This window comes from Candidatus Thiosymbion oneisti (assembly GCF_900092655.1).
Lineage (GTDB): Bacteria > Pseudomonadota > Gammaproteobacteria > Chromatiales > Chromatiaceae > Thiosymbion > Thiosymbion oneisti.
The window spans coordinates 1-13,146 of the sequence record NZ_FLUY01001541.1; the positions used below are offsets into that span (position 1 = coordinate 1).

General features: G+C 60.4%; 11 protein-coding genes and 1 pseudogene. 1 reads left to right on the forward strand and 11 read right to left on the reverse strand.

From position 1 onward, the window contains the following. The 3 genes from BQ17_RS15625 to BQ17_RS15635 all read right to left on the reverse strand — a co-directional run. Positions 1-461 (reverse strand): ATP-binding protein (locus BQ17_RS15625; RefSeq protein WP_141699324.1); only part of this gene is annotated, 461 nt, incomplete at its 3' end. A gap of 211 nt (positions 462-672) precedes the next feature. Next, positions 673-990, reverse strand: coding sequence for a heat shock protein HspQ (gene hspQ, locus BQ17_RS15630; RefSeq protein WP_089728611.1), 318 nt, complete (start codon positions 988-990; stop codon positions 673-675). Further along, positions 987-1,973 carry an acetoin utilization protein AcuC gene (locus BQ17_RS15635; protein WP_089728612.1) on the reverse strand — a complete coding sequence of 329 codons (987 nt, stop codon included), beginning with the start codon at positions 1,971-1,973 and terminating at the stop codon, positions 987-989. The genes hspQ and BQ17_RS15635 overlap by 4 nt, the downstream gene beginning before the upstream one ends. A 746-nt stretch (positions 1,974-2,719) precedes the next feature. Here BQ17_RS15635 and BQ17_RS15640 point away from each other — a divergent pair. Next, positions 2,720-4,954, forward strand: a complete 2,235-nt coding sequence (locus tag BQ17_RS15640) for an MFS transporter (RefSeq protein ID WP_089728614.1) — start codon at positions 2,720-2,722, stop codon at positions 4,952-4,954. A gap of 1,194 nt (positions 4,955-6,148) precedes the next feature. On the opposite strand, the gene BQ17_RS15645 is transcribed toward BQ17_RS15640, so the two are convergent. The 8 genes and pseudogenes from BQ17_RS15645 to BQ17_RS15675 form a co-directional block, all read right to left on the reverse strand. After that, positions 6,149-6,601, reverse strand: a complete 453-nt coding sequence (locus BQ17_RS15645) for a type II toxin-antitoxin system VapC family toxin (protein WP_089728616.1) — start codon at positions 6,599-6,601, stop codon at positions 6,149-6,151. Continuing rightward, positions 6,601-6,813: a hypothetical protein gene (locus BQ17_RS20985; RefSeq protein ID WP_141699325.1), complete on the reverse strand. Its 213-nt coding sequence runs from the start codon at positions 6,811-6,813 to the stop codon at positions 6,601-6,603. The genes BQ17_RS15645 and BQ17_RS20985 overlap by 1 nt, the downstream gene beginning before the upstream one ends. Positions 6,814-7,157: 344 nt before the next feature. Next, complete coding sequence (gene mfd, locus BQ17_RS15650) at positions 7,158-10,682, reverse strand: transcription-repair coupling factor (protein WP_256091632.1); 3,525 nt, start codon at positions 10,680-10,682, stop codon at positions 7,158-7,160. A gap of 244 nt (positions 10,683-10,926) precedes the next feature. Next, a complete protein-coding gene (locus BQ17_RS15655; protein ID WP_089728619.1) occupies positions 10,927-11,874 on the reverse strand; it encodes an IS1595 family transposase in 948 nt (315 codons plus the stop codon). Between the two features lie 227 nt (positions 11,875-12,101). Beyond that, positions 12,102-12,341 carry an FAD assembly factor SdhE gene (locus BQ17_RS15660; RefSeq protein ID WP_089728621.1) on the reverse strand — a complete coding sequence of 80 codons (240 nt, stop codon included), beginning with the start codon at positions 12,339-12,341 and terminating at the stop codon, positions 12,102-12,104. Between the two features lie 7 nt (positions 12,342-12,348). Continuing rightward, positions 12,349-12,558 (reverse strand): hypothetical protein, encoded by a 210-nt coding sequence (locus tag BQ17_RS15665; protein ID WP_089728623.1) that lies wholly within the window; start codon positions 12,556-12,558, stop codon positions 12,349-12,351. Next, entirely contained in the window at positions 12,545-12,748 is a 204-nt protein-coding gene (locus BQ17_RS15670) for an addiction module protein (protein ID WP_089728625.1), read from the reverse strand. Before BQ17_RS15670 ends, BQ17_RS15665 begins: the two co-directional genes overlap by 14 nt. A gap of 42 nt (positions 12,749-12,790) precedes the next feature. Then, a pseudogene (locus BQ17_RS15675) lies at positions 12,791-13,146 on the reverse strand (hypothetical protein); the annotation flags it as partial.

The window sequence follows — 13,146 nt, forward strand, 5'->3', positions numbered from 1 at the left end:
GCTCCGAACAGGCGGTAGCCCCGGTATTCGGGGAAGAACTCCGGAAACCGCTTCAGGTCCTTAAGGAGCGCGCGCACATCGTTCACCCGCAGGGTGCTCTTGACCTCCACGACGATCAAGGCATCACCGTCCACCAGCAACAGGTCGATCTCCAGCTCCTCTCCACCCCGGCGTACCCGCGGCCGCTCCAGGCTGCGGTTGACCGCGATCCCCCGCGCCTGGAACAGCTCGATCACCCCTGGCTCCACGAGGGCCTCGAGCAACCGGCCCCACTGGCTGGTAAACAGGTTCTCGACCGCCCGCGTCTGGGCGGAGAGGGCCGCGATCTCCCGCTCCGTGGTCTCGAAACGCCGGTCGAGACGCCGGTCGGTCTCTGCGATGCGCTGGTCGAGACGCCGGTCGGTTTCCCGGAACAGGGTCCAGATCGACTCAACGGCCTGTTGTATCTCTACTTGGGTCATGGTTCTACGCCCCGGGACATGTCGATTCGGGGTAATCTATCGGAAGTGGCCCGAGGCGGATCTCGCGTTGGGTGTAGATTGCGTTAGCCGCGCAGGGAAACGCCTGGGGGGCACGGCGTCGAACACAGCGTAACGCAACCCGTCAAACCCTGTCCCGACGCAGGCGGGATCTTTTCCCTCCAGACCGCGCCAAATATTCCCATAATTGGTCTCAATTATGCCGAAAACGCAGCCGGTAGCCGGCATCCTCGTGGTCGGTGAAGAAGGCAGTCAAAAGGGGATGTCGGATCGGGTCTCCGGATGGGTCCGGCTCCAGATTGCGCTCCGCCACATAGGTCTGGTGCTCCGCCTCGTGTACCAGCACCCGGTACCAGGGCTTGTCCTTGGGTGGACGCGAGCGCGCCACCTGATCGTACCAGGCATCGCTGCCCAGAAACATCGCGTCCACGTCCAGGACAACGCCCCGGTAATTGAACAGCCGGTGGCGGATCACCTGCCCGATGTGGAATTTAGCTTGGAGTGACCTCATGGTTCGATCCCGCGCTCGGTGGTTTCGACCATAGCGGCCACCACCTGGGTCCAGGCCCGCGCCGTGTGGTCGCGCTCATAGCCACCGCCACCCATGGCGAGGAGACGACCCTCACAAATCTCATCGGCGATCCGGCACAGGGAGGCGGTTACTTGCCGGTGCACCGCCGGGCTCAGCTGCAGGTGGGTGATGGGATCGCCGGCCAGGGCATCCGCCCCGCACTGCAACAGAATAAACTGGGGCCTGTAGTTTTCGATGAAACGCTCGGCCCTGGACCACAGACGCAGGAATTGCCCATCCTCGGCAAAGGGGGGCAAAGGCACGTTCAACTTGGTACCACGGGCCGCGCCGGTTCCGGTTTCGTCGGCATGGCCGGTGCCCGGATACAGATAGTGCCCATCCTCGTGGAAGTCGACCACGGCGAGCTCGGGGTCATCGTCAAAGGCGTAGAAGACCCCATCGCCATGGTGGGCATCGATATCCACATAGGCGATGCGCTGAATACCGTGCACTTGCCGCAGGGTCTCGATGGCGACGCCGCAGTCGTTGAAGACGCAGAAGCCGGCCGCCCCGTCGCGTCGCGCGTGGTGGAGCCCGGCGATAGGCACCATGGCGCGGGTCAGATCCCCGGCCAGGATCCGCGCCACCGCATCCAGCGTACTCCCGACCACGAACAGCGCCGACTCGTAGATGCCCACCACGGCCGGCGTATCGCCATAATCCAGATAGCCCTGGCCTGTTGCGGACTGCTGCCGTACCTGTTCGAGGTAGGGACCGGTGTGAAAGCGCAGCACCTCCTCGTCCCGCGCCTGGACCGGCGGCAGACTCCGAATCTTCGCTTTCAGACCCGACTCCGCGAGGGCATCCCAGAAGGCGTCGTGGCGATCCGGGCCAAAGGGGTGCCCATCGCCGAAGCCGTAGCGAGCGAGCTGCTCCCCGCCGTAAACACCGGTCCGCCTCTCTGCCGTCGTATGGATAGTCATGGCACTAATGCATCCTCCCTCGAGAACCTAACTCTACTCTGTCACATTCGAGGCTGAGGGCGCACATAAATTTTCTGAATGGTCAAATTTCACCGCTTGAGAGCGCCAGCCCTGCGTTACCTGCCGTAGCCAGTCCCCATATTTCGATACACCGGGCGATAGTGGTTAATGTTTAAGTTAATGGCATTGGTCTCTAAGCGGCAACCTCAATAAAACTCGATAGGCTCGAAGGCTCCGGTACATCATAACCTTCGGTAAGCATTCCCTGTAAATGGAATTCAATATCCTACCCTCCTAATGCAGGGCGGATTGCACCGCTTTGCCGGCGCACGCCAAGTGGATCAGAGGTAGATTGGGCTAGCTCGTAGGTTGGGCAAAGCCGGTAGGATGTGGTGAGCGCCGGGCGCGGAGCAACCGGCGCGAACCGCATCGTTGGTGTGGTGAGCGCCTGCCTACCGCCCCAGGAGGGTGTCGCAAAAGGCACCGATCTCGTCCTTTGACCCCCTCTCCCCAAGCCCCCTCGCTGCGCTCGGCGCAGGCTCTCTCCCGGCGGGAGAGAGGCTTTTGCGACACCCTCCCCAGGGACGGAGCAGGGAGGCAGTGAATCGCATTTTTGGACGGCGGCGTGCCCAACAAATCATTTAAATATTAACTACCAGCGGGTTAGAATTGGAGTAGAGTGTCCACACGCCGAATATAGGCGCTTTAGCTCCCTGTTCCGGATTGGCGGGAGGATAAGAGCAGACATGTCATATGGGAACAGATTGGGCGAGCGTCGGACCACTTTCCGGGCACGGGTCCGCGCCGTCTTTCGGAAACGGCCGGTGGCCTATGCCGCAACGGCCAGCTTGCTGCTCGGGCTTGCGATCCTGACCGTCCTCTTGTACTGGATGAAAGGACTGAATGTCTTCGGGCTGGCATTGGTGCACTTAGCGCCGGCACTGATCGTTACTCTGACCAATTTCCGTTGCCGGCTTGCGGGACGGCCTGCCGACTGGCCGCGCTGGCTCCTGATCATCGGCTTGCTCAATGTCGCCATAGCCGTTGGCGTCTTGGTGCTTGGTGTAGATTCCGGCGACCAGATCCTTGCTGTCACCCTTGTGCTTGCAATGCCGATTCTGGTCGGGACGACCGTCCCCCGGCTCTTCAGCACTGTCGAGCGTGCACTGGAACGGATTCCGCGGCTAGATGCGAAGCTGACCAAATGGCTCTCGGCGCCTACGCTCTACGCCTGGTCACTCGTCTTCCTGATTCTGCTTTTGGCCTTTTTGTGGGGAGGCTTTTGGGGAGCCCTGTTGGATGGGAGCATCCTAGCGATCGCATTTGCGGCGCTCTTGGGCATCGCCTGTGTGCTATCAGTGCTTGCGCGCCGTACCCTCTGGGCTTCGGGTCCACTCCTGCGCCGTTGGCTGCCCCACATCCCTGCCTGGATCATTCTGACATGGTTTCTCGCGGTGCTTATCGGCCTAGACAGAAGGATAGATTTCGATCTCGTGTTAATCGCGATCGTCCTCACTACGCCGGTGGCTGTCTTCTACTGGGCCCTCCTGCAGCTGCGTCGCTCGCCGGTCAATCCGTTGCCCGAGGGGCAGTCGGATCGTGCCGAATCCATCCAGTCCAGGGTCGAGCATTACATCGACGTGGCGGGTTATTCGAATCGGCTGCAGGAAGCCGTACGGCGGTCCGACGGGGGCGTGTTCGGCGTAACCGGCGTGCGCGGCGCCGGCAAATCCGCCCTGACCCGCCACTTGCTGGCCCAGCTCGAGCACGATTATTTCACCTTGGAGGTCACGGCCCCCGTCCGCCACGACCCGGATCTGGGATTCTTCATTTCCGTCTGCCGCGCCGTCTGTCGCAAGACCCTGGACGACCTGGAGCCCATTCTACACGAGAAACGCGCCGGCGCTGGTGGAAAACTCTGGCAGCAGATCCGCAATCCGTTGTTGGTTCTGTTCGCCGTAATGGCCATCTTCTCGCTGTTGTGGGTGTGGATGGGAGATCGGCCGACGATGATCACAGGCGGAGAAAAGGACTGGAACGACTGGGTTTGGGAACCGCTGCTCGGGAGCGTGCTCTGGTATCAAACCCTGCCCATTGAGTCCGAACGGAAAGCCGTCGACCGGCTCCTGACTCAAATCGATCAGGCACTTGGCAAGGAGGTCAATCAAGATTCATCGAATGCCGGCTATCTCCTGGTGCCCGCGTCAGATCCGGGTCGATTCTCACTTCTCTGGTATGTGCTGAAGAAGGATGAGGATGAGAAGAGGGATGCGGATGCCCGAAAGGCCCTGTGTTTATACCGGACGAAACTAGGCTCGGACTACCCCCTTTCGCCGTTCCCCTTTCTCATCTTTTCCCTTCCTTGGCAGCAGTGGGGAAAATGGTTGGAGGAAATTGAAAACACGCCTGTAAACGATCAGTGGATCTTCAACTGGTCAAACAACATCTACAGGCCAGATATCGACGAGTTGAATCTTGTCGAATGGGCAGAGTTGATCTCTTGGGCCAAAGACAAGCTAGCTGCACCCTTTGCACATCTGAGTCGAGAGCTGGGCTTCCATCTGCGGAGTCCTGCAAGCAATGAGCAGGAAGCACAGACCAAGCTGGTCAGTGAGCTCATCCTGGAGGCCTTCGCCGACGCCGACCCGCGTCTTGCGTTCGATGTCTCAAGGTTGCGGCAATTCCGGGAAGTATTACAAGTTTACCGATATCTGTTGGATGGGGATGTAACCCCCCGTGCGCGACCCGCTCTGGATACGGCGTCACCAGAGTCCGCCTTGGCTGCGCCGTCCACCGGGTTCCACCAACCTCAAGAACCTGCCAACCCTTTTCTGGATTGCCCTTGCGGGTGTCCTGCTTTTGATCTTGACGGTCCCGGTTTGGCGGACACTTTCGAGTCTGGCGCGGACCCTGGTCAATTGGCGTTATCTGACGCTCTCTGCCGAGGCGGAGGGATTCCTGGAGCAGCTCGCCTATCGTAGCAGCCGGGAGTCCAGTGCCGGCCTGTCCTGGAAGGGTATCAACCTCGGGCGCAAGCAGACATTGGCCGCGCAGGATCTGACCCTGCCGGGCCTGACCACGCGTTATACGAGCTTCCTGGATCAGGTGCGACGGGCCTACAACGGCAAGGCGGTGATTGCCATCGATGAGTTGGACAAGATACATGATCCCGAGCAGGTCAAAGAACTACTCACCGAAATCAAAGGGGCCCTGTTTGTGCCGGGGATCTTCTATCTCATCTCCATCTCCGAAGACGCCGCCCGCTCCTTCCGTCGTCGCTTGGCGTCGGGCCGGGATATCTTCGAGAGCACCTTTGACGAGATAATCGACGTCCGACAGATAGGCGTGGCGACCGCCGTCGCTATGCTGGAACGCCGCGAGGAGACGGGGGAAGACACCGAGCGATTGCCGCGCGCGTGTCTGGAGGTGGCGGCCCTCTTCGGCGGCGGTATCCCGCGGGAGATCATCCGTGCCCGCCGCACCCTCTCGTTCGCCGAGGTAGGAGCAGCCGGCAGGACGCGGCGCTGGGCCGCCAGGATTCTGCTCAAAGAAGAGCTGGAACAGTGGGAGGGGCACCTGGGAGAGGCCAATCTCTCGGGTGCGGATACCATTGCGATTCGCCGGCACGCCCGGGCCGCGGCCGAGTGTCTACAGGCGGGTGATGACAGTGAAGCGACCTACGGCAAGATCCGGAAGGCGCTGGAGCCTGGTATCGAGATCATCGATCCGCAGGGCCTGCGCCACACCGTCGGCTACCAAGCCGAGGGCATAGCAGCCAACACCGAAGCGAAATCGGGCGACGGGCCTACGCCGGAGCAGCAGGCGGCGGCGTACCGCCACATCGCCGGCGACTTGCAGGCCCTGCTGCGGCTCTTGATCCTGACCCACCTGGGCGAGCGGATTGTGCGTCCGGACGAACCACGGGAAAACTACGAGGCCCGCATCCTGGAATGCCACCGGGCCCTGGCGGACAAGCCGGCCCTCGCCGAGACCCTGCTCGACGAATTGCGGAAAGGCCCCGAGGGTTAGCACATCGATCGACGCGGATCCGCCGGTTCAATCCGCAGATTACGCAGATTTCCACAGATGAAAAACGGGTAGTGGTAAATTTATAAGCTGGATGTTGGGCACGCCCGCCGTCCATGGCGGGCTTTGCCCAACCTACCTGGCTGGCTTCACTGCTCACGGGCAACGAGGCTTGCCGGCTGGACGACATGAATCCCTAGCCCGCTAAAATCCACAGGGTTCAACGTCAAAACAGCATCCAGGGAGTGGACCGAGACGAACGCAGCCAACCGAGCATCGTGGGCCCGCTTGCCACTGATACTGTAAGTCGTTACCAGGCGAAACCACTCGTCGAACAGTTCCCGGCTCTCGGGTAGAAGCAAGAACCGGGAACCAAGTTCCTCGACGGCATTCCTTGCAGTTGCCACATCCCACCCAAACCCGTTGCTGTGCGCAGGGCGCGTCGCGACAACCCAGAACTCTGTAAGTACCTGAGGTGCCAAACAGGGCTCATCGCCCCGCAGGATCAATCTCTCCACGGCCAGCCGGCACTGGTTATGAGCAGCGTCATTTCGGTCGAGAAGACGAAGTACGACATTCGTATCGAGGAGATAGGTCGGCATCAATAGAGCTCGGAACGGTCGATAGCGTGCGCCGGAACGGACGGCACCTCCGGCAAGCTGTCCAACCAGGAACGCAATGCGGTCACCCGCCGCTCACGCGCTGCCTGCTCGTTCCCAGCTTTCAGGGTAGGAGCGCCGTTTTGAACGCTCCAGTGGTTGGTGTTTCGTGACGTTGGAGCGGAGCTGGAAGTATATTCTCTGGAATAGGTCATTTTCACGTTTTTACCCAAAACAGCGCGTAGGATGCGGTGAGCACCTGTCTAGGTGAAGGGACGCACGGGCAGGCAGCGAACCGCATCTTTGGATGGCCCGGGCCTAACATCCAACCAATTTGTTGGGCACGCCCGCCGTCCATGGCGGGCTTTGCCCAACCTACCTGGCTGACTTTTCCACAGCGCAAGCAGATAAACAAGAAGGTTCAGCCCCGCAAATTCTTGCCCAAGGCAGACCTACGCATCGGTGACAATGTGCTTGGCAATTTGTTTCACCCCTTGCTTTAGCAAATGAAACAATCTGCGGATCAAAAAAATCTTTGCACCCTTTGCACCTTTGCAGCTCAACCCGTTATCTGTTGAATAACGGCACTGACCTGCTGCACCCGCTTGGCCGGATCGGTCAGGTCGCGGAAGAAGCGTAGCTTGTCCGTGCCCTCGGGTTTGAATTCCTTAGGGTTGGCCTGGATGAGTTCGATCATGCGGGTAGGGTCGATCTTGGGCTCGGCGTCGAACAGGATGCGTCCGCCGGTGGGGCCGGCCTCGATCTTTTTGATGCCGAAGGGCTTGACCTTGAGCTTGAGTGCCGTGACGGCGAACAGGTTCTTGGCCGGGTCCGGCAGCAGGCCGAAGCGGTCGATCATCTCTACCTGCAGCTCCTTGAGCGCCGTGCCGGTGGCCGCGCCGGCGATCCGTTTGTACAGAACTAAGCGGCTGTGTACGTCGGGCAGGTAGTCGTCCGGCAGCAGGGCGGGAACGGCCAGATCGATCTCGGCGCCCGGGTCCAGGGGACGGTCGAGCGCCGGGGTGCGGCCGGATTTGAGGGCCGCGACCGCCCGTTCGAGCAGGTCCATATAGAGGCTGAAGCCGATTTCCTGGATCTGGCCGCTCTGCTCCTCTCCCAGCAGCTCGCCGGCACCGCGGATCTCCATGTCGTGGGTAGCCAGGGTGAAGCCGGCCCCCAGGTCTTCCAGGGATTCGATGGCCTCCAGGCGCTTCTTGGCATCCGGGGTCATGGCCGCCGGGGGCGGGGTGAGCAGATAGGCATAGGCCCGGTGGTGGGAGCGCCCGACCCGCCCGCGGAGCTGATGGAGCTGGGCCAGGCCCAGCTTATCGGCGCGGTTGATGAGGATGGTGTTGGCGCTGGGTACGTCGATGCCGCTCTCGATGATGGTGGTGCACACCAGCAGGTTGAAGCGGCGATGGTAGAAGTCCCGCATCACCCGTTCCAGCTCTCGCTCGCGCAGCTGGCCGTGGGCGACCTGGATGCGGGCCTCCGGGATCAGGGCCGCGAGCTTTTTGGCCGTATTGTCGATGGTCTCCACTTGATTGTGGAGGAAATAGATCTGGCCGCCGCGCTTGAGCTCGCGCAGGCAGGCCTCTTGGATCAGGGCGTCGTTCCACTGACTCATGAAGGTCTTGATGGGGTGGCGCGCCACCGGCGGCGTGGCGATGATGGACAGGTCCCGCAGGCCGGACATGGCCATATTCAGGGTGCGCGGGATGGGGGTGGCGGTCAGGGTCAGGATGTCCACCTTGCTGCGCAGGGATTTGAGCCGTTCCTTGTGACGGACCCCGAAGCGGTGCTCCTCATCCACGATGACCAGCCCGAGCTGCTTGAAGATGATGCCCTTCTGCAGCAGCTTATGGGTGCCGACCACGATGTCGATAGTGCCATCGGCCAGGCCCGCGAGGATGCGCTGCTGCTCCTTGGCGGTGCGAAAGCGTGACAGGCTCTCGACCCGGACCGGCCAGTCGGCGAAGCGGTCCGAGAAGTTCTCATAGTGCTGCTGGGCGAGCAGGGTGGTAGGCACCAGCACGGCCACCTGCTTGCCCCCCTGCACCGCCGTGAAGGCGGCCCGCATAGCCACCTCGGTTTTGCCGAAGCCGACGTCGCCGCACACCACCCGGTCCATGGGCTTGGCATCGGTCATGTCGGCGAGTACGGCGTCGATGGTCTGCTGTTGGTCCGGGGTCTCCTCGAACTCGAAATTCGCGGCGAAGGCGGCAGTGTCCTCCCCATCGATCGGGAAGGCGAAGCCTTGGCGCGCGGCCCGGCGCGCATAGACATCCAAGAGCTCGGCGGCCACGTCCCGCACCTTCTCCGCGGCCCGGCGTTTGAGCTTCTCCCACTGTCCGCTCCCCAGCCGGTGCAGGGGGGCGGCCGCCTCGGAGGCGCCGGTGTAACGGGAGATCAGGTGCAGGGAGGCAACCGGCACATAGAGCTTGTCGCCCTGGGCGTACTCCAGGGTCAGGAACTCGGTAGCCATGCCGTTGATCTCCAGGGTCTGGAGCCCCAGATAGCGGCCGACGCCGTGATCCTCGTGCACCACGGGAGCGCCCAGGTGCAGCTCCGTGAGGTTGCGGACCACCGCCTCGCCGTCGCGTTCGGCCCGCTGCCGTCGGCGGGCCTGACGCACCTGCGTACCGTAGAGCTGGGTCTCGGTGATCAGGGCCAGATCTTCGTGCTCCCCCTTAGGCTCCCCCCCATGCTTCAGGAACAGCCCTTGCTCCAAGGGCGCCACCGCCAGTCCCAAGGTCTCGCCGGACGCGACAAACGCCTGCCAGCCGGCCACCGGGCGTACCTCGATGCCGAATCCGTGCAGGTTCTCCAGCAGCATCTCGCGCCTGCCAGCGCTCTCGGCGGTGCACAACACGCGCCGCCCGGGCGTGGCGAGAAACTCCCGCAGCGCCCCGTCGGGTTGGGCCGTCCGGGCCTGGATCGCCAGCGCCGGTAGCGTGCGGGTGGCGAAGTTCACCACCCCGCTAAAGCCCTTGCGGCGTTCCGCTATCTCGGTTGCCTGATGCATGACGCCGGACATGCGGTTGAGCCGTGCAGCCAGCTCGTCCGTCGTCAGATAGAGCCGGTTGGAAGGCAGCAGGGGGCGCTCGAGGTCGTGCCGACGCTGCTCATAGCGGACGGCCACGTCGGCGAGGAAGCGCTCCGCCGCCTCCCGACATTGGGCGTCCTCGATCACCAGCGTCCCCTCGGGAAGATAGTCGAACAGGGTGGCGGTGCGATCGAAGAACAGGGGCAGGTAGTACTCCAGACCACCGGGGACCGAGCCCGCGGAGACTTCGCGGTAGATCAGGCTCTGTTTGGGATCGCCCTCGAAGGTCCTGCGGTAGCGCTGGCGGAAGGCGGCGATTCCCTCCTCACTTAAGGGGAACTCCCGGGCCGGCAACAACCGGATGTGGGGGACCTGATCCCGGGAACGCTGGCTGTCCGGGTCGAAGGTGCGGATGCTCTCTACCTCCGCGTCGAACAGATCGATCCGGTAGGGCAGGTTGCTGCCGGCGGGGAAGAGGTCGAGCAGGGAGCCGCGCACCGCGAACTCGCCGTGGGCGATCACCTGGGACACGCACTGGTAGCCGGCCTGCTCCAAGCGGCGGCGGATGGCATCCAGATCCAGGCGGTCACCGACCGCCAGTACCAGGGAGTGGCTATCCACATACTCCCGCGGCGCCAGACGTTGGAGCAAGGTACCCGTCGGCACCACCAGGAGGCCGCGCTTCAGGCTCGGCAGCCGATGCAGGGTCAGCAGACGCTCGGAGACCAGCTCTGGCAGGGGTGAGAACTGGTCATAGGGAAGGGTCTCCCAATCCGGGAAACCGAGCACCGGCAGCTCGGAGCCGACCAGGAAGAACTTGAGCTCGGCCTGTAGCTGGGCAGTGGTCTGCACGTCCTCCACCACGGCCAGCACCGGCCCCGGCGCCCGTTCGGCGGCCTTGGCGATGGCCAGGGCCCGGCTCGATCCGTACAGGCGGCCCCACAGTAAGCGCTCGCCGGTTTTAGCAGGCAGCGGCGGCGCGAGGGGGGAAACGGGACTGGGAGCGGCGGTTACCCTGGCGGCTGTGGTGGACATCATCGGGTTCGGGAGGCGAGGCACAACAAATGGTCAAGGGGGGCCGATTTTCTCACAGCCGCCGAAGGGCTTCACGCAGGGATAGTGGTCAATCTTTAAGTGGGGACATAGCCAACAGCGAGCCAGCCCAGGATGGGCTGTGAGCATCCAGCTCGTTCCCACGCTCAGCGTGGGAACGCCGTCTTGTCCGCTCCCGCGGACTGGATTCCGGCAATCCCTGCTGGAATGACGGCTTAACTTAATTTGATTACCCATAAATCTCAGCCATGCGCAAGAGGCGGTATGGCATTGGTGGTGTCCTGAGTGCAACAGAGGTGAGGCGTTCGACCATGTCGCCCAACCGGTACCGTCTGTTGAATCGATACTCAAACTCAGCAAGGTACCTGGGTACGTGCTTGAGGCTCACGGAGTGAAGCGTACCGGTGATGGCGTTCTTTATGTTGCCAAGCAGCGTGTTGACCCATTTGAATGAAGGATGTTCGACGCCTTTTCTGCCGCCTGCAGAGACAATGCCAACATGGCGACACCCCGCTTTTTCAACCGCTGTGAAACAGACCAACCCATCGCTGACAACCCGGCATCCAGGCGACAAGTTGGCGCTGGCGTAACGCTCGATTTCACAACTGCGAAAACCTTTGACGGCACGCAGCTGCATACGCTGGGGGCGGTGAGTCTCTTCTTCAGTCTCGACAACGGCGATAAATGGCGCTTTATGGCGTGCGCCGCGCCCCGGCTTTCCAGGCCGTTCGCCCCCGATGTAGGCATCGTCCATCTCAATACGACCAGTCAGCATCTCTCCCTTCTGGTGCTCCAGCATGACCTGCATCAGCTTGTGCTTAAGCTTCCAGGCGGTGTTGTAGCTGACCCCGATGGCTCGCTTCAACTGGAGTGCCGATAGGCCGGTCTTGCGCTGGGTGAGGAAGTAGATCGCCAGGAACCACTTCGTCAACGGGAGCTTCGTGGATGCGAAGAGGGTACCGCTGGTCAGCGTTGTCTGGTGGTGGCAACGGTTGCACTGATAGACCTTACGGCTTGTGATCCGGCAATGCGTTGTGTTACCACAATTCGGGCAGACGAAACCGTCCGGCCAGCGCAGCTTGAAGAGCGCGTCATAGCATTGCTGTTCGCTGCCGTAATGCTCCAGGAATTCCGGCAAACTGAGCCCTTTTTGGAACTGGATGGAATCCCTCGACATGACCTTACCCTCCCCTAACTCAATGATTCTCTTTATGTTCTATTCTAGACCATTTTCCAGGATCGTGGCTGGTTCTCGTGGGTAATCAAGTACCTTTATCCATACCCATTAAAAATCAAGGTATTAGTTTTTGGACAGCCTCTAAAGAATCCGCCTTTCCCGGTAGAGGTGGGATAAATAGATTTCCAAAAGCATCTTGGACAATCAGCCGCGGGAAATATCTTGGATTATAAGTGTCGAGTTCGTATCTGGTTCACGATTCCCGCCAACTGCTCGTCTTTTGGAGAATCCCCATTGATGAGCCACGCCATGAGGTCCTCGTTGCGGCAATCTAGCAGACGCTCAAGACTCGCACGGTCGGCCGCGGAGAGGGCCTCGTATCGATCCACCAAAAACCCCTCGAGCAGCAGGTCCAACTCGCGCATTCCCCTGCGACAATGCCATTTCAGCTTGGCCTTATGAGTCATTGAGACGTTACTCTGTCACTTTTTCAATCCGCAGGTAGTGGTTGTAAATATCCTCTTCCTCTTTTGGATACCAATTCGGATTTTTGCGTACGCTTCCGATTTGTCTTATTACCGCTTTTTTAAATCGATTCCCCAGTCCCTTCGATTGAGCGTCATACCATTCTATCGCCTCGTTAAACTCGTTTGAAGCGAACTCGTGAATTTCAACCTTCAACATAAAGCTTCTCAAAATCTAAAAGTTTCGCTTTCCCCCTATTTACCTCTTCTATCCTTTTTCTTACTTCCAACACCCAGCAATTCCTGGTCTCTTCTTCCTCATGGTCAATGCTGGCGAGAATTAACTCCGCGAACGCCACTCGTTCGTTTGGGGGCATCTTTAAAGCGGAATCAAGTAAATTGTTATCCATTTGAAACTCCGTTCTACGCTTCTTGAAAGCCAAACTGATTGATTATAGTTCTTTAATCTCTTCGATTGAAAGCCCTGAAGTTCTAGCAATGACTATTATACTGATCTTTTCTTGCTTCATTGCCTTTGCTATTTCAATAGCTTTTTCCCTTACTTTCTTCTCCCCTTCTTTTAATCCCTCTTCTTTCCCAAGTTGAATCCCTTCATTTTTGCCTTCATTCCTGATCCTCTCCTTGAGTTTATAAGGCAAAATCCATCGTTCGCTTGCCTGAAGTTTCTTGAAGATCCCCGACTCGACAAAGCTATGATAGGTTTCGTCGCTCGCGGTCTTCATAGGAGAATGAGCCGACCATAAGTCCAAGCCACGGGTAATCTGATGAACGAGTTTCCAGGCTACGA